We start from the raw sequence: 22,653 nt of genomic DNA, 5'->3' as shown, positions 1-22,653 counted from the left end.
CGCTCAGGCGCAGAGCCCGGCCGAGGCGCGCTCGGCGGCCGCCTTCTGCGAGCTGCCGTCACCCTCGACGTCGTCGTTCGCGCTGATGCTGCCCTTGCCGAGCCTGCGGCCGAGCGGCTGGTCGTCGATGACGGTCTGCCAGAGCTTCTCGGCCTGGGGCAGCCACTCGACGCGGTTGGGGTCGATCGGCGAGTAGCGCCACGGCACGGTGACGAACTTGATCTTGTCGAGGCCGATGCCCTGGAACGACAGGCCGACCTTGCCGATGTCGCGCACCGAGTCGAAGTCGGTCTGCAGCGAGCTGGTGGCGGCGTCGAGGAAGCCGAGCACGCGGTCGGGCCGCGCCAGGACGTCGCTCGAGACCACCTCGGCGGCCATGGCGGCGACGAAGGCCTGCTGCCGCTTGATGCGGCCGATGTCGGAGCCGTCGCCGAGCGTGTAGCGGGCGCGCACGTAGTTGAGCGCCTCCTTGCCCGAGATCGTGCGGGTGCCGGCCGGCATGTCGATGCCGTGCGCGCGGTCGACGATCGGCTCGGGGATGCAGACCTCGACGCCGTCGATCGCGTCGACCATGTCCTTGAAGCCGTTGAAGTCGAGCAGCACGTAGTTGTCGAGGCGGATGCCGGTGAGCTGCTCGAACTGCTGCATCGTGCAGGCGGGCCCGCCGACGGCGAACGCGTCGTTCCACTGCGCGCCCTCGGCGCCGGGGATGGTCTCGCCGTCCTCGCCCGTGCAGTCGGGACGGTCGACCAGGGTGTCGCGCGGGATGCTGATGCCGTAGGCGAAGGTGCGGTCGGCCGAGAGGTGGAAAAGGATCGTGGTGTCGGACCGCTCGCCGGCGCCGGTCAGGCCGTCGATGTCGTTGCCCGCGCCCTCACGGGTGTCGGAGCCCATGACGAGCAGGTTCAGCGGCTCCTGAGGGCCGGTGTCGACGGCGACCTTGGTCGGCCGGTTGCTCAGCTGCGCGTCGTAGTCCTGGTAGTCGATGTTGTCGTCGAGGTGACGCAGCCAGTAGGCGGCGCCCAGGGTGACGGCGAGCGCGAGCGCGACCACGGTGGAGACCAGGACGGTGAGGACCTTGTAGCGCTTCTTGCCCCGGCCCCGGCGCTTGGGCCGGGTGATCGCGGACGACGGGTCGTCGGAGCTGAGGCGGTCGAGCTGGTGGTCGGTCGTGTCGGGCAAGGCTCACCTGGTGTGGTAACGGGATCGGACGTCGGGCGCTCGTGCCATTGTGCGAACCGGCCGTGAGCCCCTCCAAATCACCGCACGAGCCGTGCGACGGCCGCGGTCGCGCCCTCACCGCGCACGTGATGGGATGCCTGCATGGTCGATCTCAACAAGGTCCAGCTCACCAAGGCGAGCCCCACGGTCAACCTGGCGAAGGGAGCGGGCGCCGGCGGTCGGATGCGGGTCAACCTCAACTGGGACCAGTCGGCCGGCGCGGGCCAGAAGGGCGGCCTGTTCGGCCGCAAGAAGTCGGGCGGCATCGACCTCGACCTCGCCGCGCTGTGGGAGACCACCGACGGCAGCAAGGGCGTCGTCCAGGCCCTCGGCAACTCCTTCGGCTCCCTCGACACCCCGCCCTACGTCTTCCTCGACGGCGACGACCGCTCCGGCACCAACACCGAGGGCGAGAACCTGCTCATCAACCTCGACCACCTCGGCCAGCTGCGCCGGGTGCTGGTCTTCGCCTTCATCTACGAGGGCGCGCCCGCCTGGGCCGACGCCAACGGCGTCGTCACCCTCTACCCGCAGGGCGCCGCCCCCATCGAGATCCGCCTCGACGAGGCCAACCGCTCCGCCCGCACCTGCGCCATCGCCCTCCTCACGCCGCAGGACGGCGGCCTGACCGTCAACCGCGAGGTGCGCTACATCAACGGCTTCCAGCAGGACCTCGACCAGGCCTACGGCTGGGGCATGAACTGGTCGGCCGGCCGCAAGTAGCCGCGCCCCCGGCTCGTCCCCGCCGGTGCGAGGATGAGCCGCGCACGCCCCAGTAGCTCAGCGGATAGAGCAGCCGCCTCCTAAGCGAAAGGTCGCAGGTTCGACTCCTGCCTGGGGCACACCGACCCTCCCCTGGGGGGGACGACGTCAGCGGGGCCCGCGCACCCCTACCGCGGGCGCACCGTGCCAGGAGGCCAGCAGCGGCAGGGCCGCGGCGGTGGCCGAGTCCGGCTCGACGGTGTAGACGACGAGCCGCTGGTCGCGGTCGTGCGGGGTCTCGACCGCCTCGATGCCGAAGACCAGCGGCCCGGCCTCGGGGTGGGCGATCCGCTTGGCCGCCGAGGTGCGGTCGGTGACGCCGTGGTCGTCCCACCACCGATCGACCTCCCGGGAGGCCTCGCGCAGGTCGGTGACGAGTGCCGCGAGCCGGCGGTCGTGGGGACGGCGTCCCACCTCGTAGCGGAGCGCACCGACCGCCGTCGCGGCGTACTCGCCCCAGTTCTCGATCCGCTCGCGGGCGCCGGCGTCGAGCAGCAGCCATCGCGGGAACGACGCCCCGGGCGCGAGGTCGGCGCCCAGCACCGCCGGAAGCAGCGCGTTGCGCGCCAGCACCTCCCCGCGCCGTCCGAGCAGCAGCGCCGGCACGTGGTCGAGGGTCGTCATCATGCGCAGCAGGCCGGGGTCGGGCCGCTGCGGCGCCTCCCAGGGGTCGGCCGGACGGCGTCCCACCGGGGCGGCCAGGTCGTGCAGGTGCTGCCGCTCGACGTCGTCGAGCCGCAGCGCACGCGCGAGCGCCTCGAGGACGTCGACGCTCAGCGTGGCCTGCCGCCCCTGCTCGATCCGGCTGTAGTGGTCGGGGCTGAGGCCGGCGACCACGGCCAGCTCCTCCTTGCGCAGCCCGGGCACCCGGCGCGGCCCCGGGAACGGGTCGATGCCCGCCTGGGCCGGGGTCAGCCGGTCGCGGCGCGAGCGCAGGAAGGCGCCGAGGGCGGAGCGGTCGGCCGGCACGCCGGTCAGCGTAGGTCGCCCACGGACGGCGTGCCTGGTCACGTCGTGCCCCGGCAGCGCCTGCGCTGGTGCGCCCGGGCGCCGCGTCCTGCACTGGACCCATGACCACCACCGTCACCGACCCGTCCCTCTCCCTCACCGGCCGCCGCGCGGTCGTCACCGGCTCCACCAGCGGCATCGGCGCCGCGACCGCCCACCTCCTCGCCGCCCGCGGCGCCCACGTCGTCGTCACCGGACGCGACCGTGCTCGCGGCGAGCAGGTCGTCGCCGCGGTAGCCGAGCACGGGGGGACGGCGTTCTTCGTGCCCTCCGACCTCGCCGCGCCGGCCGACGACCTGCGCGCCACGGCCACGGCCTTCGCCGAGGCGCTCGGCGGGCCGGTCGACCTCCTCGTCCACAACGCCGCGGTGTGCCCGGCCGTCGACACGGTCTCCCTCAGCGACGCCGACCTCGACGACGCCCTCGCCGTCAACGTGCGGGCACCGCACGTGCTGACCGCGGCCATGGCGCCGCCGATGGTCGCCGCGGGCGGCGGCTCGATCGTCGTCGTCGGCTCGTGGATGGCGACGGTCGGCCACGCCTTCGTCGGCCTCTACTCCGCCACCAAGGCGGCCGAGGAGCAGCTGGCCCGCAGCTGGGCGGTCGAGTTCGGCCCGCGCGGCGTGCGGGTCAACACCGTCGCGCCCGGCGCGACCCGGACCCCCGTGAACGCCGGCGCCGGCGACGTCGTCGACCGGATGACGGCGACCACCCCCGCCGGCCGACCCGGCCGGCCCGAGGAGGTGGCGGCCACGGTGGCCTGGGTCGTCTCGCCCCAGGCCACGTACGTGCACGGTGCGCGCATCGCGGTGGACGGCGGCATCACGGCAACTCGGGGAGCCTGAGGCAGCCGCACCCGTCGACACCCGCCGCACTCCAGTCCGCGCGGACCAGGCCGCGGGCGTTCGCAGCCAGCCGGATCAGCGCGGCTCACAGCCACGCCGCACCTCGGCTTCGCAGCGGTCGCGGCCGGCGTACCCGTTGGCCCGGTCGCGGCCCGGACCGCCGAGCAGGACGTCGTTGCCGTCCGAGCCGCCGAGCCGGTCGTCGCCCGGGCCGCCGTCGGCCCGGAACGCCGCGCAGGTCGACCGTCCGGTGTCGGGCACCGTCGTCAGGGCGGCGAAGGGGTCGGTGCTGGTGGTCGCCACGAATCGCCGCTGCGTGAGGACGTCGTCGCCACCGCCGCCGTCGATACGGCCGCACTGGGCGCGCAGCACGTTCTCGAGGCCGTCGCCGGTGAGGCGGCCGGCGCTGGAGTAGACGTCGCCGTCCTCGAAGCCGACGACGGCGACCGCGGGAGCAGGGCGCCCGACCCGGGTCAGCGTCCGGCGTCCGAGGTCGAGCCACGGCCGGGCGTAGGGGGCCGAGGCGCCGATGCGGTCGCGACCGGTGCCGCCGTCGATGCGTCCCGCGCCGGTGCCGACCTGCTCGACGCGCGCCCAGTCGTCGCCGGGACCCAGGTCGAGATCGGTCTCCCCGACCACCGAGATGACGTCGTCACCGCCGCGGAGGTCACCGGTAGTCCTCACGGCCGAGTCGCTGCGCACGACGTCGTCACCGGCGGTGCCGACGACCACCAGACGGGCGCCACGTTCCGTGCCGCCAGCGCCACGATTGGCTTGGGTCGAGACGAACGCCTCGAAGCCCTCCCAACCGCTGGCGACCACCCGCCCGTCGGCCGTGGCCCTGCGCGCGGGCAGGTCGATCGCGGCTTGCGTCGTCTCGGGTCCGACCCACGCCGACAAGACGTCCTGTCCCCCGCCGCCGCGCAGTGAGCTGGTCGCCAGAGCACCGCTCTGGTCAACGCGCAGCAGGTCGTTGCCGGCGCCCAGGTCGACGTCGGCGGTCACAGCGGGGCCAGCACGCCGGGTCCCGACGGCCACCACGTCGTCACCGCCCCTGGTCCGGATGGTGTCGTCGCCCCCCTCGTCCACGAAGGCCCGCACGACGGCTCCGACGACGTCGGGGCCGTCGCCGCCGACGAAGGTGTCGTCCCCCGGGCCGAGTGAGGTGTAGGTGTCGGCGTAGTCGACGAGCTCGACCACGACGGCGTCCTCGCCGGTGCCGGCGTAGACCTCAGGGGAACCGAAGTCGCCAGTCACGCAGACGATGTCGTCACCGTCGCCGGCCGTGACCTGGAAAGCCCCGTTGCTGACCATCACGTCGCTCCCCGCCGTCCCCGTCAGCTCGTGGCCCGTTCGGCCCACGTGCGTCGCCGGCCGCCCACGGCAGGACTCCACGGCCGCCGCCTGAGGGAGCGAGACGGTCGCGAGGCCTGCGGTCAGCACGACCGCGAAGCCCGCCCCACCGAGCACGCACCGCCATGATCCAGGTCGCGTCATCGTTTGCACACCGTCACAACGGTGGGCACGCCCGGGATGTTGACACTCGACCGGGAGGACGCGCCGACCGCCCGGCGCCCGTGGGCGACACGGTCGTCACCGGTGGCCGGCGTCCACCGCCGTTCACCCCTGGGGCCGCGTCCTCACCTGAGAGGTGGAGGCCGGGGTGGTCACGACGGAGGAGCGTCGTCGTGGTGACGACGCGAGACGACCGACCCGACCACCCCGGCCACCCCGGTGACGCCGGTGACGCCGACCGGCGCCCCGGCTTCCTGGCCAGCCTCGGCGGCTACCTGCGCCCCGGCCCCCGCCACACGGCCAGGGAGGGCGCCGCGGCGTCGTCCGGGCTGGCCGGAGCCGGGCTGCTGGCGATGGCGGCCGTTGCCCTCCTCGTGGTGAGGCGACGTCGTCACGCATCTTGAGGAGTTCTTGCGGTAAGCCACCCCCGTGCGTGGGCACCGTCACACACAGCCCGCTGGACCGCACCTGGGGGGACGGTCCAGCGGGCTCCCTCATCCTGAGACGGCCGGTCCGACGGGCACCGGCTCGTCGGACCCGTCGGAGCCGTCGGAGCCGTCGGACCCGTCTGAGCTGACGGGTCGGTGGGCGCCGCTGCGCTCGGTGCCGACGCCGGCGGCCACCACGAAGCCGATGCCGGCGACCGCGACCCAGCTCGGCGTCTGGTGCAGGGCGACGAACCCGATCACCAGCGCGAAGGCCGGCTCGAGCGCCATCAGGGTGCCGAAGGCGCCGGTGGTGAGGCGCCGCAGCGCGAGCAGCTCGAGGGTGAACGGGACGACGGGCAGCAGGACCGCCAGCCCGACCCCGGCCAGCAGCAGCTGCGGCGTCAGCTGGCCGAACACGCCGGGACCGGCGACGACGGTGGCGACCAGACCGGCCACCGGCATCGAGATCGCCAGGCCGCTGATGCCGCCGGCCGCGTCGCCGAGCCGCTGGGTCAGCAGGATGTAGGCCGCCCAGCAGGCGGCCGCGGCGAGGGCGAGGGCGACGCCGACGGGGTCGGCCTCGCCGGTCCACGGCTGGGTCAGGCACAGCACGCCGACGGCGGCCACCGCCGCCCAGGCCCGGCCGGCGCCGCGGCTGCGCGCGAGGGCGACGCCGAGCGGTCCGATGAACTCGAGCGCGCTGGCGGTGCCGAGCGGCAGCCGCGCCACCGCGCCCATGAACAGCAGGGTCACGCCGGCGGTGACGACGCCGAGTGCGACCCCGGCCACCAGCGCCTCGCGGCTGTACGACGAGAGCCGCGGCCGCACGACCACCAGCAGCAGCACGCCGGCCCAGAACAGCCGGAGCCACGCGGCACCCCCGGCCCCGACCTCGTCGATCAGCCCGACCGAGACGGCGAGACCGACCTGCACGCACAGCATCGAGGCGATCGCCATCGAGACGCCGGCGCGGGTGGGCGAGAGGTGCGTGGTGCTCATGGCGCAAGTCAACGACGCGGCGACCGTGCGCGTCCACGTGACATTGCTTTACGCACCGTTCATCAGTACCGCACAATGGGGCCGTGGACGTCCGCCGGCTCCGGCTGCTGCTCGAGCTCTCGCGCTGGGGGTCGATGAGCGCCGTGGCCGACGAGCTCGGCACCACCACGTCGAACGTGTCGCAGGGCATCGCGGCCCTCGCCCGCGACGTCGGCGTCGCCCTCGTCGAGCCCGACGGCCGGCGGGTGCGTCTCACCCCCGCCGGACGCCGCCTGGCCGAGCACGCGGTCGCCGTCCTCGCCGCGGTCGAGGCGGCGCGGCTCGACCTCGACCCGGACGCCGAGCCGCGCGGCACGGTGCGGGTCACCGGCTTCCGCACCGCCGTGCGCCGCTCGCTGCTGCCCGTCATGGACGACCTCACCGCGCGTCATCCCGGCATCCAGGTCGTCGTGCACGAGCACGAGCCGCCCGAGGCCCTCGACCTGCTCGCCCACGACGCCGTCGACCTCGCGCTGGTCTACGACTACGACCTCGCGCCCGTGGGCTGGCGCGACGACCACGACGTCGTCCCGCTCTGGACGACGCAGTGGGGCCTCGGCGTGCCGGCGCGCGACCGCACCGGTGGTGGTGACGACCTCGCGGCCTACGCCGGGCACGACTGGATCGTGAACTCGCGCAACACCGCCGACGAGCAGGTGCTGCGCACCCTCGCCTCGATCGCCGGCTTCAGCCCGCGCATCGCGCACCGCATCGACTCCCTCGACCTCGTCGCCGACCTGGTCGTCGCCGGCCGCGGCGTCGGGCTGCTGCCGCGCGACCGCGAGCACCGCGACGGCGTCCGGGTGATGCCGCTGCGCGACCCGACGCTCACCCTGCGCGCGTACGCCGTGACGCGGCGTGGCCGCGACCGATGGGCGCCGCTGCGCGCGCTGGTCGACGGGCTGACGGGCTGACCGGCTGACGGGTCACCCGTCCCCGCACCGCACGTTCCGCGCCCGAGTGGGGACCGGGTGGCAGGGGAGGGACACGATGGACGCTCGCGGGGTCGACCGTGCCACGGCGCTGGTCTGCGGCCCGCCGACGGTGCTGACCGAGCAGCTCGTGCTCGCGCTGGCCGACGGCGGGTACGACGTGCACACCTCCGCGGCTCGGTCCGGTGACCGCCATGACCGCGACGGCACCGCCGAAGAGACGGCGCTGGTGGCCGCGGTCGCCGGGCACGCCCGACCGCTGGGGTTCGCGGTCGTCGACCTGACCGACGGCGCGACCCGCGCCCGGACCCTCGAGGCCGTCGTCGCGGTGATGAACGGCGGCCCACCGGCCCGGCTCGTGCTGGTGGTCGACGGCCGCCGCTCCGCGCGGCGTCCACGGCTCGGGGCCGAGCCGCACGTCGAGGTGACGAGGCTGGTGCGCCACCGGCTGCGGCCGGCCGACCGCGACCCCGACGTGGCCCGACGCCTCGCCCGCGACGTCGTCGGCTCGCCGCGCGCCCGGGTCGTGCACGAGCCCCGCCGCGCCGGCCGGGTCGCCGCGCTCGCGCACCCCGTCGCCCGCCGGTCGGTCGTGGGCCGGTGGTCGTGGTGAGCGGCCTGTGGCGCGCCGCGCCCCGCGGCCGCGCGACGCCCGCGCCGCACGCCACGTTCGACGCCGTGGCCCAGTCGAGCGCCGCGGTCGTGATCGGCGCCTACTCGACCTCCTTCGGCCTCGCCACGCGGCTGCTCGCGCAGCCGGTGCGCGACCACGTGCGCAGCGTCTACGCCCTGGTGCGCGTGGCCGACGAGCTCGTCGACGCGCCCCGACCGGGCCAGGACGCCGCCGCCCGCGCCGGCCTGCTCGCCACGCTCGAGGACGAGACGGCGACCGCGCTCGCGTCGGGCTCCAGCAGCAACCTCGTCGTCCACGCCTTCGCCCGCACCGCCCGCACCGTCGGCATCGACGGCGCCCTCGTCGACCCGTTCTTCGCCTCCATGCGCGCCGACCTCGACCCCGAGCGGCACGACGACGCGAGCCTGTCGCGCTACGTGCACGGCTCGGCCGAGGTCGTCGGCCTGATGTGCCTGCGCGCCTTCCTGGCCGACGAGCCCGACCGCGAGGCGCGCTACGACGCGCTCGCGCCGGGCGCCCGGCGGCTCGGCTCGGCGTTCCAGAAGGTGAACTTCGTGCGCGACCTCGCCGACGACGCCGACCGGCTCGACCGGCACTACCTGCCCGGCACCGAGCCGGCCGACCTCGACGACGCCCGCCGCGACGAGCTGCTCGACGACGTGGACGCCGGCCTCGCGGCCGCCGCGCTCGTCGTCCCCGCGCTCCCCCGCGGCAGCCGGCTGGCCGTCTGCGCCGCCCACGACCTCTTCGCCGCGCTGTCGACCCGGTTGCGCGCCACCCCCGCGGCCGAGCTGCGGCAGCGCCGCGTGCGGGTGCCGACGCCCGCCAAGGCCGCGCTGCTGGCGCGCGCCGGCTCGCGCCGCGGCCGCCCGACCCCGCCCGGCGCGCCGGGCGGGCCCTCAGCCCAGCGCGGGTGAGGGCTGCCGGCTCTCGCGCGCCAGGCGCACCAGCCGCCGCAGCTGCGGCACCAGCGTGCGCGGCGTCGTCTCGGCCAGCCAGCCGTTGGGCAGCGAGAGCCGCAGCACCTTGTGCCACGCGCTCGCGACCTGCGTGACCAGCCCGGCGGAGTGGTAGCGCAGGCCGTGGCGCTCGACGATCTCGCGCACCCGCGGCGCGATGGTGCGGTAGCGGTTGCTCGGCAGGTCGGGGAAGAGGTGGTGCTCGATCTGGTGCGAGAGGTTGCCGCTCATCAGGTGCAGCAGCCGCGGGCCACGCACGTTGGCCGAGCCGAGCATCTGCCGCAGGTACCACTGCGCCCGGGTCTCGCGCTCGGGCAGCGCCGGCTGCTCGAAGGTCTCGACGCCCTCGGGGAAGTGGCCGCACATGATCACCGAGTGCGACCACAGGTTGCGCGCCAGGTTGGCGACGAGGTTGGCGGTGAGCACGCGCCGCCAGCCGGGCCCGGCGAGCAGCGGGTGGACGACGTAGTCCTTCACCGACTGCCGGCGGGCGCGGGCGAGCACCTCGCCGAGGTCGCGCCGCACCTGCGGTGAGAGGCCCTGGCCCGAGCGCAGCGACTCCCCGAGCCGCAGGTCGTAGGCGGCGATGCCGTACTCGAAGACGCAGGCGTTGACCAGGTTCCACAGCGGCTGGGCCAGGTGCCGGGTGCGCCACGGCTGGTCCTCGTCGACGCGCAGGATGCCGTAGCCGAGGTCGTCGTCCTGGCCGAGGATGTTGGTGTAGGTGTGGTGGGTCTGGTTGTGGGCGCGCTGCCACTGGTGCGGCGGCGTCACGTGGTCCCAGTCCCAGGTCGTGGAGTGGATGGCGGGGTCGCGCATCCAGTCCCACTGGCCGTGCAGCACGTTGTGCCCGATCTCCATGTTGTCGAGCGCCTTGGCCGCGGCCAGCGCCGTCGTCCCCACCAGCCACGCCGGACGCCGGCGGGCGCCGAGCAGCAGGACAGCGCGCCCGCCGAGCTCGAGCGCGCGGTGGGCCCGGATGACGCGCCGGATGTAGGCCGCGTCGCGCTCGCCGCGGGAGGCCAGCACCTCCTCGCGCAGGCGGTCGAGCTCGGCACCGAGCCGCTCGACGTCGTCGTCGCTGAGGTGGGCGATGGGGTTCTCGCGCTTGCGCTGCAGGGCCGTCACGGTGGTCCTCTCGTGGGGGTCGTCGACCGGTACCCGTCAGACGGGTGGGCTCATCGGTGCGGGAGGCGGAGCCGGCGCCGGACGACGACCACGAGGTGGAGCAGGCCGACCACCGCGAGCGCCGAGCCGACCACCCCCGCGGAGGTCGCCAGCACGTCGGCGTCGACGGCCGGCAGGACGTCGACCCCGGCCCCCCGCGCGAGCCACTCCAGGCCGCACAGCCCCGTGCCGAAGCCGGCCACGAGGGCCCGCGAGGGCCGCTCCCACACCGTGACCGCGCCCGGCCCGTCGAGGCCCGCGGTGCGGGCGGCCGCCCGCACCGACTCGAGCAGCAGGGTGAGCACGGCCAGCGCGGCGCACAGCGGCAGCGGCGCGCCGAGCGGCACCAGCGCCCCGATGAGCAGCAGGTCGGAGAGGCGGTCGGCGAGGTGGTCGAGCACCTCGCCCCACCGGGTGCCGCCGCCCCGCAGCGACGCCACGGCGCCGTCGACCCCGTCGGCGATGCCGGCGGCGGTGACGAACGCCGCGGCCAGCAGCGGCCAGGCGGCGCCGGCCGCGGCGAGCGGGACGACGGCCACCGACAGCAGCAGGCCGAGCCCGGTGACGACGTCCGGGGAGAGGCCGCGGCGCGCGACCGGCCGGGCCAGCGCGTGGGTGAGGCCGACCCAGCGCGAGACCCAGAACGAGCCGTCGGGGTCGAGGCCACCGTGGCGGTCAGACCACGCGGCGCGGGCGGCGGCGGCGTCGTCGTGGCCGGTCACGCCGCCCCCACGAGGCCGGCGGTGATGCGCGCCGAGAGCAGCACCAGCGGCAGCCCGCCACCGGGGTGCGACGACCCGCCGACGAGGAACAGCCCCGGCACCGGGGTGCGGTTGGCGGGCCGCAGGAAGGCGGCGCGGGCGCCGTTGCTCGAGGTGCCGTAGATCGAGCCGCCGGGCGTGAGCGTGCGGCGCTCGAGGTCGGCGGGCGTGACCGTCTCGCACCACCGCAGGTGCGGTCGGACGTCGACGCCCCGCTCGGCCAGCAGGTCGAGCAGCCGCGCGGCGTAGGCGTCGGCCAGGCCTGGCTCGTCCCAGTCGACGCCGCCGGCCGGGTCGTGGCGCGGGGCGTTGACGAGCACGAACCAGGCGCCGGCGCCGGGCCGCGGCACGACGGCCGGGTCGTCGGCGGCGGCCACGTAGAGGGTGGGTCGCCCGACCGGGTGCGGGCCGCGACGGCGGGTGCCGAAGACGCCGTCGAACTCGGCGTCGTAGTCCTCGGCGAACAGCACCCGGTGGTGGGCGGCGGGCGGGCCGACGCCGTCGAGGGCCAGCAGCAGCGCGAACCCCGACAGCGACGGCGTCGCGCGCTGCAGCCGAGCGCGGGCGCGCGCGCCGGCCGACGGCGGCAGCAGCTCGCGGTAGACCTGAGCGGCGTCGGCGTTGGCCACCACCACGTCGGCGGGCAGCCGCGTCCCGTCGGCCAGCCGGACGCCGTCCGCCCGGCCGCCCGAGGTCGTCACCTCCTGCACCCGGCAGCCGGGGCGCACCCGCACGCCGAGCGACTCGGCCCGCTCGCGCAGCGAGGTCGCGATGCGCCCGAGCCCGCCCTCGACGTACCACGAGCCGAAGGCCTGCTCGACGTACGGCACGGTCGCCAGCGCGGCGGGCGCGCGGCGCGGGTCGGAGCCGGTGTAGGTGGCGTAGCGGTCGAGCAGGGTGCGCAGCCGCGGGTCGTGCAGGTAGCGCTCCCCCAGCCGGCGCAGGCTGACCCACGGCGCGACGGCGGCGACGTCGCCCAGCCGCCGCGAGAGCCGCACCAGCCCGGCCGCGCTCACCGGCGACTCGAGGAACGGCCCGCGGGTGACGTCCCAGATCTGCTCGGCGCGGCGCAGGAACGCCGTCCACTGCTCGCCGCGGCCGGGGCCGAGGGCGGCGTCGAGCGCGGCGGGGACGTCGTCGAGCCGGCCGGGCATCGCCAGCCCGGTGCCGTCGGCGAAGCGGTAGTGGCAGGCGACGTCGAGGCGCTGCAGCCGCAGGCCGGGGTCGGGGCCGCCGGTGTCGGCGAGCAGCTCGTCGAGCAGGTGCGGCATGGTCAGCAGCGAGGGCCCGGTGTCGAAGACGAACCCGTCGCGGCGCCGCACGCCGAGCTTGCCGCCCACCTCGTCGGCCTGCTCGAGCAGCGTGACCCCGTGGCCCTGCGCGGCGAGGCGCACCGCGACGGCGAGCCCGCCGACGCCCGCGCCGACCACGACGACCCGGCTCATGGCCGCCCCTGCCGCGCGGGCCACGGCACCGCGCGGCCCTTCCACGTCAGCCGTCCGCGTCGGCGTCCGACCCACGAGTCGGCGACCAGCCCGCCGAAGGCCAGCACGGCGAGCGGGTGGGCGAGCACGTCGGGCAGCACCCGGCCGCCGGTGCGGCGGGCGGCGAGCGCGCGCCCGGCGACGCTCGCGGCGTAGCCGAGCGCCCCGACGCGCGACCCGGCCAGCGCCGCCACCGGCGGCACCACGTGGGTCAGCGTCAGCAGGCCGACGACGCCCGCGGCGCCGGCGGGCGAGCCGAACGCCGCCCACAGCGACTTGCGGTAGCCGGCCCGCAGCTCGGCCGCCCCGCCGTACATGCGGCAGGTGGCGACGTGGGTGCCGTCGGCCACCACACCTCGGCCGCCGGCGGCCTTGACCGCCCGCAGCAGCGCGAGGTCCTCCAGCACCTCGTCGCGCACGGCGCCGTGCCCGCCGGCGCGGCGGTAGGCGGCGGCGTCGACGGCGAGCAGCTGTCCGTTGGCGGCGCCGAGCGAGGGCCGGGCCGACCGCTCGGCGAGGCCGAGCGGCAGGGTGCTCAGCCACGACCACTGCAGCAGCGGCTGCACCAGCCGCTCGGACGGCGTCCCGGCTTGCTGGCGCGGGTAGGGGCACACCAGGTCGAGGCCGGTGGCGCGCAGCAGGTGGACCGTGGCGCTGACCGCCGCGGGGTCGAGCACCACGTCGGCGTCGACGAACAGCAGCACGTCGGCGTCGTCGGCCGCCGCGGCCAGCTGCGCGCACGCCCACGGCTTGCCGGCCCAGCCCGCGGGCGTCGGCGCCCCGGCCAGCACCTCGTCGGCGCCGGCCTCGCGAGCCAGCGCCGCCGTGCCGTCGCTCGAGCCGTCGTCCAGGACGACGACCCCCGCGTCGCCGTGGTGGCGCGCGGCGGCCACCAGGCTGCGCACGCACGCCCCGACCCGCGCGGCCTCGTCGCGCGCGGGCAGCAGCACGGCGACCGTGTCGCCGGTCGGGCCGGCATCGAGCCGTGGCACCCGCATCCGGCGCAGGTTGTCGAGCACCAGGCCGACGCTCGCGAGCGACAGCGCGGTGCCCGCGGCGGTCACGGCCGCCCCCGGGCTCACGGCCATCAGCCCCGTCCTCGCAGCCGTGCCAGCACCCGCCGCGCGAGCGGCACGCCCACCGTGCCCATGAGCACGCCGCCGACGGCGGCGACCCGCGGCCGGCCGAAGAACGCGGCGTGGGCCAGCACCGACGAGGCGTAGGTCCACAGGAACACCGCGCGGGGCTGGTCGTCGGTGCGTGCGTCGGCGGCGGGCGGCACCACCCGGTCGAGCACGGCGCCGAGCGCGGTGGCGACGACGAGCCAGCCGGCGAAGTTGGTGAGCGGGACGTCGTCCACCCCCGGCAGCGACGGGGTCGGCCGCTCCCAGGCCCAGTGGCCGGCGTCGACCATCTGCGGGTCGAGGAAGACGTCCCAGGTGGTCAGCGCCCAGCCGGCGAGCAGCGCGGTCGACGCCGGCCCGGCGCCGGGCCGCAGCGTGCGCGCCACGAGCAGCGCCGGGTAGGCCATCGATGTCCACGCCAGCGGCACCAGCGCCGGGACGCCGAGCACCTCGCGGCCGAGCGTGCCGCGGTAGGCGTAGCGGCCGAACGGGTAGCCGGTGGCCACGCCGACCGCCTCGGCCACCAGCGTGCCGCCGCCGCCGAGCGCCAGCAGGCCGAGCGCCGGGCCGGGCCCGCGGGTGACCGCGGCGTGGGCGAGCGAGGCGCCGGCGAGCAGCACCACGCTGGCGGTCGTCATCGCCGGGGTGCCGCCGCGGGTGAGCGGGAAGGCCATCTGGACGCCGATGCCGGCCGCGGCGGGCGCCCACACCGCGAGCCCGGCCGTGCGGGGGGTCACGGGCGCCGTCCGCGGTAGCTGCCCTCGACGCCGACGACGGCGAAGCGGGCGAACAGCTCCTCGGCGTACCACCGCTCCCCCGGCGTCTGCTCGACCACCCGCGCGTGGGCGGCGCCGGTGACGGCGAAGTCGCGCAGCGCGGCGGCGTCGCGCCACAGGCTGAAGGTGCCCTGCCAGCCCAGCGGCGCCTCGCCGACGCCGAGGGCGATCCGCAGCCCGTCGCGGTCGTGCAGGTCGGCCGACACGTCGGGCACCGCCCGCCAGAACCGCACCGCCCGCGAGGGCCGCAGCCGGGCACGCGTCACCGCGGCGACCGGGCCGTCGTGCCGTCCACCGCCGTCCGCGAACGGCTCGCGCCTCGACCACCGGCCGCGGCTGTGCTGGGGCCGCATCGTGACGACGAGCCGCTCGGGGGAGGCGTCGTCCCACGCCCGGACGACGGCGTGGTCGGCGAAGGCCTCCGCCTCGGCGGCGTCGGCGTGCGTGCTCAGCAGCGCCCAGTGGTGCAGGTCGGCGTCGCGCGGGCCGAACGTCTCGCCCGACCCGGTGCCCAGCACCTTCGCGAACGCGGGGCCGCCCCGGCGCAGCCGCGCCCGGCTCGTCGCCACGCGCAGCATGGCCGGCAGCGCGCGGCGCACCCGCCAGACCCGCAGCACCACGACCTGGCCCTCGGACGCCGTCACGCGGCGTCCCCGGCGAGGGCCCGACGCCGGGTGGCGCGCGCGTCGGGGTCGTCGGCCTCGGCGACCAGCAGCCAGCCGAGCAGCACCACGGTGTGCAGCACGAACAGCCACAGCCCCACCGCGACCACGGCACCGACGACGGTGAGCCCGGCGAACGGCAGGCCGACGTCGATGGGGATGGCCAGGAACAGCAGGAACCCCTGCAGGAACCCGGCCAGGAACGAGCCGATCGCCAGCCCGCCGAGCAGCGCGGCGGTCCACGACGTGCGGCCGGGCGCGACGGCGCGCAGCGCCCAGGCCAGCGGCAGCGCCAGGCCGAGCCAGGTGACGGTGAAGCCGACGACGACCCGCAGCAGCCAGTCGCCGACACCGCCGCCCCCGCCGTCGGGCGCCAGGCCGCGGGCCGCCTCGAGCACCGGCAGCGCGACGAGCCCGGCGACGACGAGCACGGCCAGCGACGGCAGGCTCAGCAGCCGCCCGCGCCAGCCGGTCCAGGTGTCGGGCGGCGCGTCGTCCCGGGGCCGCAGCGCCAGGCAGGCGCGACGCAGGCCCTCGCCGTAGAACGAGGCCGGCAACAGCAGCACGAGTGCACCGAGCAGCGACAGGTGGGTACCGGCGTCCACGAGGGCTCCGTAGGGCCGTCGTCCACCCATGTCCGGCGGCACGAGCACGGCGAGCGAGGCCCACCGGCGCTCGGCGGCCTCGTCGCCGTGGACCACCGAGGAGGACCACATCACCAGCAGCGCCCAGGGCACCACCGCGATGCCGCCGAAGTACGTGAGCCCGGCCGCGGCCGACGGCAGCGGCGCGCCGGCGAGGTCGCGGCGCACGCCGCCGACGACGAGCCGGGTGTGGCCGGCGAGGGTCGCGAGCGTGCTCACGGGGCGGTCCGGGCGGTCCGGGAGGGCTGGTGGGCCGTGGGCTCGCTGACGTACGCCGCGATGCTGGTCTTCGTCGTCGTCGCCGTGACGCCGCTCGAGCTGGTGCTGAGGGCGGGCGTGGCGCGGCGGGCCCGGCGCCTCGCGCTGACCGTCGTCTGCGCGGGCGTGCCGTTCGTCGTGTGGGACCTGCTCGCGGTGCACGCCGGCCACTGGACCTTCGGCCCCGACCGCATCCTCGGCTGGGTGCTGCCGGGCGGGCTGCCGGTCGAGGAGGTCTCGTTCTTCGTCGTCGTGCCGGTCGCCTCGGTGCTCTCGCTCGAGGCGGTGCGCCGGTTCTGGGGCTGGCGGGTCGGCGACGAGTCTGAGAGGGAGGCTCGTCGATGAGCCACACGACGGCGTCCCTGATCGGCGTCGCGGTCACGGTGGTGCTCGACCTGTGGGTGCTGCGCACCTGCCTGCTGCGGCGCCGCGCCTACTGGCTGTCGTACGGCATCGTGCTGTTCTTCCAGCTGCTCACCAACGAGTGGCTGACCTCGCAGGGCGTCTTCCGCTACGACCCCGACGCCATCCTCGGCTGGCGCATCGGCCACGCCCCGGTCGAGGACCTCCTGTTCGGCTTCGCGCTGGTGACGCAGTCGATGGTGTGGTGGGTGTGGTGGGGACGCCGCGGCGTGCAGCCGGTGGACGACGACCCGCCGCCCCCGGTCGTCGAGCGGATCCGGGCGCGCCGCGGTCACGGCCAGACCCGCGAGCGGTAGGTCGGGTCGGGGCCGGTGATGCGCTCGGCGGCGAGCCGCCCCGAGACGAGCACCATCGGGACGCCGACGCCGGGCGTCGTGCCGGAGCCGGCGAGCGCGACGTTCTCGCCCCACAGGTTGCGCGGGCGGAACGGGCCGGTCTGGCGGAAGGTGTGCGCCATCGCGAACGGCGTCCCCTTCTCCATGCCGCGCGCCTGCCACTCCAGCGGCGTGGTGACGTCATCGACCTCGATCGCCTCGGCGAAGCCCGGCCAGCCGCGCGCGTCGAGCGTGGCCAGCACGTGGTCGCGGTAGGCGGGGGCCTCGCGCGCCCAGTCGACCTCGCCGTCGAGGTGCGGGGTCGGGAACAGCACCGAGTACGTGTGGCCGCCCTCGGGCGCCAGCGACGGGTCGAGGCGGGTGGGGGCGGTGACCAGGAACGACGGGTCCGACATCAGCCGACCGCCGGTCAGCTCGTCGAAGGTGCCCTCCCACGCCTGCCCGAAGTCGATGGTGTGCAGCGGGCCCGGCGAGCCGTCGGGGTCGGCGTACGGCTCGCGCGAGCCGGCCAGCATCAGCCAGCACGACGGCGAGTACGTCGGCCTCACCACCCGCCGCACCGGGGCGCCGAGCAGGTCGCGTCGGGCCACCGGCAGGTCGGCGGTGAGCACGAACGCGTCGCCCTCGATGCGCTCGCCGGACGTCGTCCGCAGCGCCAGCGCGCGGCGTCCGCGCCGCTCGACCCGGCTCACCGTCGTGCCGTAGCGGAAGTCGACCCCGGCCTTCTCGGCCGCACCGGCCAGGCCCCGCACCAGCGCGTGCATGCCGCCGCGGGCGAACCAGACGCCGGCGACGACGTCCATGTAGCTGATGACGCCGTAGAGGGCGAGCGCGTCCTGCGGGGCGACGCCGGCGTAGAGCGACTGGAAGGTGAAGGCGCGGCGCAGCCGCTCGTCGGGCAGGTGGCGCGCGGCCGTCGGGCCGAGCCTGCGGAAGCCGCCCATGGCCGCCAGGCGGGCGAGGTCGGGCACCATCACCGACCACGGGCCGTCCATGTTGCGGTCGATGAAGTGCCGCGCCTGCAGCTGGTAGAGGCGGGTGACGTGGTCGACGTAGCCGCGGTAGGACGCCGCCGCCTCGCCCCCCATCACCTCGCGCACGTGCTGCTCCATGCGCGGCTGGTCGTGGAAGAGCGAGAGCTCGGTGCCGTCGTGGAAGCGGGCGCGGTAGCCGGGCTCGACCGGCACCAGGTCGACCCAGTCGGCCGTGGTCTCGCCGACGGCGGCGAAGGCGTCGTCGACCAGGCCCGGCATGGTCAGCACCGACGGGCCGGTGTCGAAGACGTAGCCGTCGCGGCGCAGCACGCCGGCGCGGCCGCCGGGCTCGTCGTCGCGCTCGACGACGGTGACCTGACGCCCGGCGCCGGCCAGCCGCAGCGCGGCCGAGAGCCCGGAGAGGCCGGCGCCGACGACGACCACGTGGTCGGTCGGCCCTGTCACGGTGCGCATCAGGCGAGCCGCCACGCGCAGGCCGAGGCCGCCGAGGCCAGCGCGGCTCGCACCGGCTGCGGCACGTCGAGGCCGGCCAGCCGGCGGTGGGCGCGCGCCACCAGCTCGTCGATGCGCTGCTCGACCTCGCGGACGGCACCGGTCTCGACCAGCACCTGGCGCAGCCGGCCCAGGCGGTCGGCGTCCAGGTGCGCGTCGCCGACGTCGCGGTGCAGCAGGCGCTGCTGGACGGCGTCCGCCCGCCGCTCGGCCAGCGCCACCAGCAGCGTGCGCTTGCCCTCGCGCAGGTCCTCCCCCGACGGCTTGCCGGTCAGGTCGGGGTCGCCGAAGACCCCGAGCAGGTCGTCGCGCAGCTGGAACGCCTCGCCGACGTCGAGCCCGAAGGCCGAGTAGCCCTCGCGCAGCGCGGCCGGCGCACCGCCCAGCGCGGCACCGAGCAGCAGCGGCTGCTCGACGGTGTACTTCGCGCTCTTGTACGTCGTCACCCGGCGCAGCACGTCGAGGCGCGAGCCGCGGCGCTGCTGCTCGAGCAGGTCGAGGTACTGCCCGGCCATCACCTCGGTGCGCAGGTCGTCCCAGACGCGTCGGGTCGCCTCGACGCGCGACGGCTCGAGCTGGCGCAGCGCGTCGCTGACGAGCGCGTCGGCCCAGGTCAGGCACAGGTCGCCGACGAGCGTGGCCACGGCCGAGCCGAAGTCGGCGGCGCGGCCCTCGAAGCCGCGACGGCGGTGCTCGCGCTCGAAGACGCGGTGCACGGTCGGCCGCCCGCGACGCAGGCCGCTGCGGTCCATGACGTCGTCGTGCACCAGCGCCGCGAGGTGGAACAGCTCGAGGCCGGCCGCGACGCCGACGACGGCGTCGTCCGGCTCGACCGACCGGCTCGCGGCTCCCCGCCAGCCCCACACCACCAGGGCAGCCCGGATCCGCTTGCCGCCGCCGGCGGCCTCGCGGGCGGCGCGCAGCACCGGCTCGAGCTCGTCGCTCACCGCGGTGACGGTGCGTCCGCGTCGCTCGATCGTCTCGAGCACCAGCCGGTCGACCCGCGCCGTGGTGGCGGCGTCGACCAGGCGGCCCTCCTGCAGCGGGGCGTGGGCGACCTCGCGCCCCTCGACGGCACGGTGCGTGGTCAAACGGTGGCTCCCTCGTCGGTGACGAGGCCCGGTACCCACCCGTCCGGGTCGCGGACGGCGTCGCCCGGGTGACCCGGGCCACCGACGTCGGGCTAGCGGCAGATGACGGTGTCGCTGGCGATGTAGTCGGTGTGGAAGGTCTCGCGCTTGACGACCTCGGCCTCGCCGTGGCGCCGGAAGATGCGCGTGACGTCGACCTGGAAGCCGCTGTAGCCGGTGTTCGGCACGCAGTTGGGCGTGTCGAGCCGGCGGGTGCCGGGGCTGACGTAGGCGTAGCGCTCGGAGGTCTCGTCGTCGATGTCCCACACCTTGGTGGAGTACATCGAGACGCGCACCGAGCCCGCGGACGACGGCGTGCTGTCGACGAACTCGGTGCCGATGAGGATGCCGTGGTCGGTGTCGTTCTGGAACCGCAGGTCGACCGTCGGCCAGGCGACGGTGGCCTCGCGGCCCTCGGGGTAGCGGTCGATGAAGACCGAGTGCGGCTTGTGCTCGATGTCCTTCAGGCCGGCGTAGAAGGCGGCGTTGAAGGTGGTGGTGGCCATCTGCGAGACGCCGCCGCCGTAGTCCTCGACGAAGATGCCGTTCTGGATGATCGTGCCGATCGCGAACCCGTTCTCGGCCGTGCGCTCTCCGACGATGTCGTTGAGCGAGAACACCTCGCCGGGCATGAGCAGCGTGCCGTCGACGATCTCGGCGGCCCGGCCGATGTTGGTGTTGCGGTACTCGGCGTAGGGGAACTCGGTCACGAAGGTCGAGACCCGCCGCTTCACGCCGAGGGCGCGGGCGTCCTTGGTGGTGAACTCGGGCTGCTCGACGGTGCCCTCGACGTCGGCGGTGCGCTCGCCGTCGGGGGCGGTGACGACCTGCTCGAACGCGGCGACCACGTCGGCCGGCTGGAAGCTGATGCCGGGCTTGGCCTTGATGACCTTCGGCTTGCCGTCGACCAGCTCGATGCGGGCGTCGACCGGCTCGCCGGCGCCGGCGGTGGCGCCCTCGACCAGCTCGACGACGGCCGCGTCGTCGACGACGAGCTCGAGCGCGCCGTCGCGCGGCTCGAACGACAGCGCCCCGGCGTACTGGCGCGGCCGCAGCCGCACGGTCGAGCCGCCGAAGCGCAGCCGCACCGGGGCCGCGAGCGCGGGCTCGGCCAGGTCGCTGACGGCGGCCTCGACCTCGTCGGTGCCGATCTCGGGCTCGAGCTCGGTGATCGCCAGCTCGGCGGTGCCGCCGCCGACGAGGGCGTCGACGAGGGCCTCGCGGGCGACGTCCAGGTCGATGCCGCGGCCGGGCACCGGGTCGTCGACGACGACCCGCGTGCCCTGCAGGCGGACGGCGCCGTCGACCGGCTCGTCGCCGACGTCGCCCTGCAGCTGCGCGACGGCCTCGGCGAGGCGCTCCTCGTCGACCCGGACGACGGGCTCGACCGACTCGTCGCCGACGTACCAGCCCCACAGGCGCGTCGGGCTCCACGAGGAGCCGGCGTCGGTGGCGGCCACGGTGGCGGCGTGGTCGAAGGAGAGCCCGGCCTCGGCCGGGTCGAGGGTGGAGGTGCGGTCGCCGAGGCGCACCTCGACGGGGGTGCGCTCGCGCTCGGCGAGCGCGTCGTCGAGGGTGCTGCGGGCGTCGCCGGGGGCGAGTCCGCCGATGTCGACGCCGGCGACCGTCGTGCCGCGCGGCACCTTGTCTCCGGCGACGGCGTAGCCGGCGACGTAGAGCCCGGCGACGAGGACGACGAGCACCGACCCCACGACCAGGAGGACGCGGCGGCCGCGGCCGGGCCGGGTGCTCGAGGAGGGGCTCACCGGCGCAGTCTACGAAGCGCCGGCGTCCTCACCCACTTCCGGCCGCACCGTGACGACGGCCGCGACGAGGGTCACCAGGCCGAGCGCCATCAGCGCGTAGCCGCGCACGTCGGCGGCGATGAGGTAGCCGCCCGAGGCCTGCGGCAGCAGGGTGTAGCCCAGGACGGCGACCCAGCCCAGCGCGAACGGCAGCCGTGTGCTCCAGCCGGGCGGCAGCGCCCACGCCCCGGCGAGGGTGGCCACGACGCCGAGCCCGAAGCCGAGCCACAGGCCGTGGGTGAGCACGGCGGCGGCCCCGACGACGGCGCCGGCCAGCAGCAGCCCGACGGCCCTGACCGGCGCGACCCACCCCAGGGTCAGACCCCCGCGAAGAGGTCGGTCTCGAGGCCGTCGTCCCCGACCGGGCCCTGCGTGCCCTTGGCGAGGCGGAAGTACTCGATGCCCCAGGCGGTCGAACCGACGTTGTTCGACAGCGCGAAGAACGGGCCGTCGGTGGTGATCTGGGTGGCGTGCGCCCGCAGCGCTGCCATCTTCTGCTCGTGGTGGTCCTGCGCGTCGACCGCGGCGGCGAGGTCCTCGTCGGCGCACACGAACGGCGGCAGCGGGCCCTCGGGGTCCATGCCCTGGAACGAGGTGGTGTCGCCGGCCGCGCGCAGCGTCCGCAGCCCCTCGCGCATGCGGGTCGCCGACATCGCGCCCCAGTAGATCTTCGCGACGTCCCAGGCCTCGCCGAGGTCGTGGCGGTACGACGGGACGGCGGCCAGCGCGGCGCCGTAGGTGGCGACGCGGTGGGCCTGGATGTGGTCGGGGTGGCCGTAGCCGCCGAACTGGTCGTAGGTGACGAGCACCTGCGGGCGCACCTCGCGGATGATCGCGACGAGGTGGTCGGCGGCCTCGGTGAGGTCGGCGTGCCAGAACGCGGCCTCCCCCACCTCGTCGGCGGCGATCGCGTGGCCGTCGGGGTGCCACTGCATGCCGCTGTCGTGGTAGCGGCCGAAGCCGCCGAGGTAGCGGTGGTCGGTGACGCCGAGCGCCTTCATCGCCTCGGCCAGCTCGCCGCGGCGGTGCTCGCCCAGCCCGCCGTCGCGGTCGGCGGCCAGGTGCTCGAGCTCGGGCACGAGGATCTCGCCCATCTCGCCGCCCGTGCAGGTCACCAGCGTCACGCCCCGGCCCTCGGCGACGTACTTCGCCATCGTCGCGCCCTGCCCGATCGACTCGTCGTCGGGGTGGGCGTGCACCAGCAGCAGCCGGTGGGCCGGCGTCTCACTCATGTCTCGAAGCGTAATAACGCAGT

Annotated in this window: 24 protein-coding genes and 1 tRNA gene; 9 read left to right on the top strand and 16 right to left on the bottom strand. The window is 76.0% G+C overall.

The window, feature by feature from the left end:
* Positions 1 to 3 precede the first annotated feature (3 nt).
* Positions 4 to 1,182 carry an LCP family protein gene (locus ABEA04_RS07275; protein WP_345456289.1) on the bottom strand — a complete coding sequence of 393 codons (1,179 nt, stop codon included), beginning with the start codon at positions 1,180 to 1,182 and terminating at the stop codon, positions 4 to 6.
* 141 nt (positions 1,183 to 1,323) lie between these two features.
* On the opposite strand from ABEA04_RS07275, the gene ABEA04_RS07270 reads away from it, so the two are divergent.
* Together ABEA04_RS07270 and ABEA04_RS07265 are read left to right on the top strand one after the other, a co-directional pair.
* Positions 1,324 to 1,944 carry a TerD family protein gene (locus ABEA04_RS07270; protein ID WP_345456287.1) on the top strand — a complete coding sequence of 207 codons (621 nt, stop codon included), beginning with the start codon at positions 1,324 to 1,326 and terminating at the stop codon, positions 1,942 to 1,944.
* 46 nt (positions 1,945 to 1,990) lie between these two features.
* A tRNA-Arg gene (locus tag ABEA04_RS07265) sits at positions 1,991 to 2,063 on the top strand.
* Positions 2,064 to 2,091: 28 nt separating this feature from the next.
* Here ABEA04_RS07265 and ABEA04_RS07260 read toward each other — a convergent pair.
* The gene (locus ABEA04_RS07260) at positions 2,092 to 2,952 is read right to left on the bottom strand and encodes a helix-turn-helix transcriptional regulator (protein ID WP_345456284.1); all 861 of its coding nucleotides are present in this window, start codon (positions 2,950 to 2,952) and stop codon (positions 2,092 to 2,094) included.
* A 101-nt stretch (positions 2,953 to 3,053) separates the two neighbouring features.
* Between ABEA04_RS07260 and ABEA04_RS07255 the strand changes: the two genes are divergently transcribed.
* On the top strand, positions 3,054 to 3,836 hold the full coding sequence (locus tag ABEA04_RS07255; protein ID WP_345456282.1) for an SDR family NAD(P)-dependent oxidoreductase: 783 nt from the start codon (positions 3,054 to 3,056) through the stop codon (positions 3,834 to 3,836).
* A 75-nt stretch (positions 3,837 to 3,911) separates the two neighbouring features.
* On the opposite strand, the gene ABEA04_RS07250 is transcribed toward ABEA04_RS07255, so the two are convergent.
* Positions 3,912 to 5,093 (bottom strand): hypothetical protein, encoded by a 1,182-nt coding sequence (locus tag ABEA04_RS07250; RefSeq protein WP_345456279.1) that lies wholly within the window; start codon positions 5,091 to 5,093, stop codon positions 3,912 to 3,914.
* A 431-nt stretch (positions 5,094 to 5,524) separates the two neighbouring features.
* On the opposite strand from ABEA04_RS07250, the gene ABEA04_RS07245 reads away from it, so the two are divergent.
* Complete coding sequence (locus tag ABEA04_RS07245; protein ID WP_345456276.1) at positions 5,525 to 5,755, top strand: LPXTG cell wall anchor domain-containing protein; 231 nt, start codon at positions 5,525 to 5,527, stop codon at positions 5,753 to 5,755.
* A 90-nt stretch (positions 5,756 to 5,845) separates the two neighbouring features.
* On the opposite strand, the gene ABEA04_RS07240 is transcribed toward ABEA04_RS07245, so the two are convergent.
* Positions 5,846 to 6,778 (bottom strand): EamA family transporter, encoded by a 933-nt coding sequence (locus ABEA04_RS07240; RefSeq protein ID WP_345456273.1) that lies wholly within the window; start codon positions 6,776 to 6,778, stop codon positions 5,846 to 5,848.
* Positions 6,779 to 6,861: 83 nt separating this feature from the next.
* On the opposite strand from ABEA04_RS07240, the gene ABEA04_RS07235 reads away from it, so the two are divergent.
* From ABEA04_RS07235 to ABEA04_RS07225, 3 genes are all read left to right on the top strand, one after another.
* Positions 6,862 to 7,731, top strand: a complete 870-nt coding sequence (locus ABEA04_RS07235; RefSeq protein WP_345456270.1) for a LysR family transcriptional regulator — start codon at positions 6,862 to 6,864, stop codon at positions 7,729 to 7,731.
* 76 nt (positions 7,732 to 7,807) lie between these two features.
* Entirely contained in the window at positions 7,808 to 8,362 is a 555-nt protein-coding gene (locus ABEA04_RS07230; RefSeq protein ID WP_345456267.1) for a hypothetical protein, read from the top strand.
* The gene (locus ABEA04_RS07225; protein WP_345456264.1) at positions 8,359 to 9,300 is read left to right on the top strand and encodes a phytoene/squalene synthase family protein; all 942 of its coding nucleotides are present in this window, start codon (positions 8,359 to 8,361) and stop codon (positions 9,298 to 9,300) included. Before ABEA04_RS07230 ends, ABEA04_RS07225 begins: the two co-directional genes overlap by 4 nt.
* On the opposite strand, the gene ABEA04_RS07220 is transcribed toward ABEA04_RS07225, so the two are convergent.
* From ABEA04_RS07220 to ABEA04_RS07190, 7 genes are read right to left on the bottom strand one after another with little or no spacing between them, the layout of a single operon-like run.
* On the bottom strand, positions 9,283 to 10,470 hold the full coding sequence (locus ABEA04_RS07220; protein ID WP_345456261.1) for a fatty acid desaturase family protein: 1,188 nt from the start codon (positions 10,468 to 10,470) through the stop codon (positions 9,283 to 9,285). The two genes, ABEA04_RS07225 and ABEA04_RS07220, sit on opposite strands and share 18 nt — an antisense overlap.
* 50 nt (positions 10,471 to 10,520) lie before the next feature.
* Positions 10,521 to 11,231, bottom strand: coding sequence for a CDP-alcohol phosphatidyltransferase family protein (locus tag ABEA04_RS07215; protein ID WP_345456258.1), 711 nt, complete (start codon positions 11,229 to 11,231; stop codon positions 10,521 to 10,523).
* Positions 11,228 to 12,715, bottom strand: coding sequence for a phytoene desaturase family protein (locus ABEA04_RS07210; protein ID WP_345456255.1), 1,488 nt, complete (start codon positions 12,713 to 12,715; stop codon positions 11,228 to 11,230). Before ABEA04_RS07210 ends, ABEA04_RS07215 begins: the two co-directional genes overlap by 4 nt.
* Positions 12,712 to 13,842, bottom strand: coding sequence for a glycosyltransferase family 2 protein (locus ABEA04_RS07205; RefSeq protein WP_345456252.1), 1,131 nt, complete (start codon positions 13,840 to 13,842; stop codon positions 12,712 to 12,714). Before ABEA04_RS07205 ends, ABEA04_RS07210 begins: the two co-directional genes overlap by 4 nt.
* Positions 13,842 to 14,615, bottom strand: coding sequence for a carotenoid biosynthesis protein (locus ABEA04_RS07200; RefSeq protein WP_345456248.1), 774 nt, complete (start codon positions 14,613 to 14,615; stop codon positions 13,842 to 13,844). The genes ABEA04_RS07205 and ABEA04_RS07200 overlap by 1 nt, the downstream gene beginning before the upstream one ends.
* Positions 14,612 to 15,298: a hypothetical protein gene (locus tag ABEA04_RS07195; RefSeq protein ID WP_345456245.1), complete on the bottom strand. Its 687-nt coding sequence runs from the start codon at positions 15,296 to 15,298 to the stop codon at positions 14,612 to 14,614. Before ABEA04_RS07195 ends, ABEA04_RS07200 begins: the two co-directional genes overlap by 4 nt.
* Positions 15,295 to 16,179 (bottom strand): YhjD/YihY/BrkB family envelope integrity protein, encoded by an 885-nt coding sequence (locus ABEA04_RS07190; RefSeq protein WP_345456242.1) that lies wholly within the window; start codon positions 16,177 to 16,179, stop codon positions 15,295 to 15,297. Before ABEA04_RS07190 ends, ABEA04_RS07195 begins: the two co-directional genes overlap by 4 nt.
* A 36-nt stretch (positions 16,180 to 16,215) precedes the next feature.
* On the opposite strand from ABEA04_RS07190, the gene ABEA04_RS07185 reads away from it, so the two are divergent.
* Both ABEA04_RS07185 and ABEA04_RS07180 read left to right on the top strand, forming a co-directional pair.
* Complete coding sequence (locus ABEA04_RS07185) at positions 16,216 to 16,563, top strand: lycopene cyclase domain-containing protein (RefSeq protein ID WP_345456239.1); 348 nt, start codon at positions 16,216 to 16,218, stop codon at positions 16,561 to 16,563.
* Positions 16,560 to 16,937, top strand: coding sequence for a lycopene cyclase domain-containing protein (locus ABEA04_RS07180; protein ID WP_345456236.1), 378 nt, complete (start codon positions 16,560 to 16,562; stop codon positions 16,935 to 16,937). The genes ABEA04_RS07185 and ABEA04_RS07180 overlap by 4 nt, the downstream gene beginning before the upstream one ends.
* Here ABEA04_RS07180 and crtI read toward each other — a convergent pair.
* From crtI to mshB, 5 genes are all read right to left on the bottom strand, one after another.
* Positions 16,913 to 18,424 (bottom strand): phytoene desaturase family protein, encoded by a 1,512-nt coding sequence (gene crtI, locus ABEA04_RS07175; RefSeq protein WP_345456233.1) that lies wholly within the window; start codon positions 18,422 to 18,424, stop codon positions 16,913 to 16,915. The two genes, ABEA04_RS07180 and crtI, sit on opposite strands and share 25 nt — an antisense overlap.
* Positions 18,424 to 19,554: a polyprenyl synthetase family protein gene (locus ABEA04_RS07170; RefSeq protein WP_345456230.1), complete on the bottom strand. Its 1,131-nt coding sequence runs from the start codon at positions 19,552 to 19,554 to the stop codon at positions 18,424 to 18,426. The genes crtI and ABEA04_RS07170 overlap by 1 nt, the downstream gene beginning before the upstream one ends.
* A 92-nt stretch (positions 19,555 to 19,646) precedes the next feature.
* The gene (locus ABEA04_RS07165; RefSeq protein ID WP_345456227.1) at positions 19,647 to 21,359 is read right to left on the bottom strand and encodes a VanW family protein; all 1,713 of its coding nucleotides are present in this window, start codon (positions 21,357 to 21,359) and stop codon (positions 19,647 to 19,649) included.
* 9 nt (positions 21,360 to 21,368) lie between these two features.
* Positions 21,369 to 21,644, bottom strand: coding sequence for a hypothetical protein (locus ABEA04_RS07160; RefSeq protein WP_345456224.1), 276 nt, complete (start codon positions 21,642 to 21,644; stop codon positions 21,369 to 21,371).
* A gap of 71 nt (positions 21,645 to 21,715) precedes the next feature.
* Positions 21,716 to 22,630: an N-acetyl-1-D-myo-inositol-2-amino-2-deoxy-alpha-D-glucopyranoside deacetylase gene (mshB, locus tag ABEA04_RS07155; RefSeq protein WP_345456221.1), complete on the bottom strand. Its 915-nt coding sequence runs from the start codon at positions 22,628 to 22,630 to the stop codon at positions 21,716 to 21,718.
* Positions 22,631 to 22,653 lie beyond the last annotated feature (23 nt).

Source organism: Nocardioides marinquilinus, from assembly GCF_039543705.1.
GTDB classification, from domain to species: Bacteria; Actinomycetota; Actinomycetes; order Propionibacteriales; family Nocardioidaceae; genus Nocardioides; species Nocardioides marinquilinus.
This window is presented reverse-complemented; position numbering and strand designations above follow the sequence as displayed.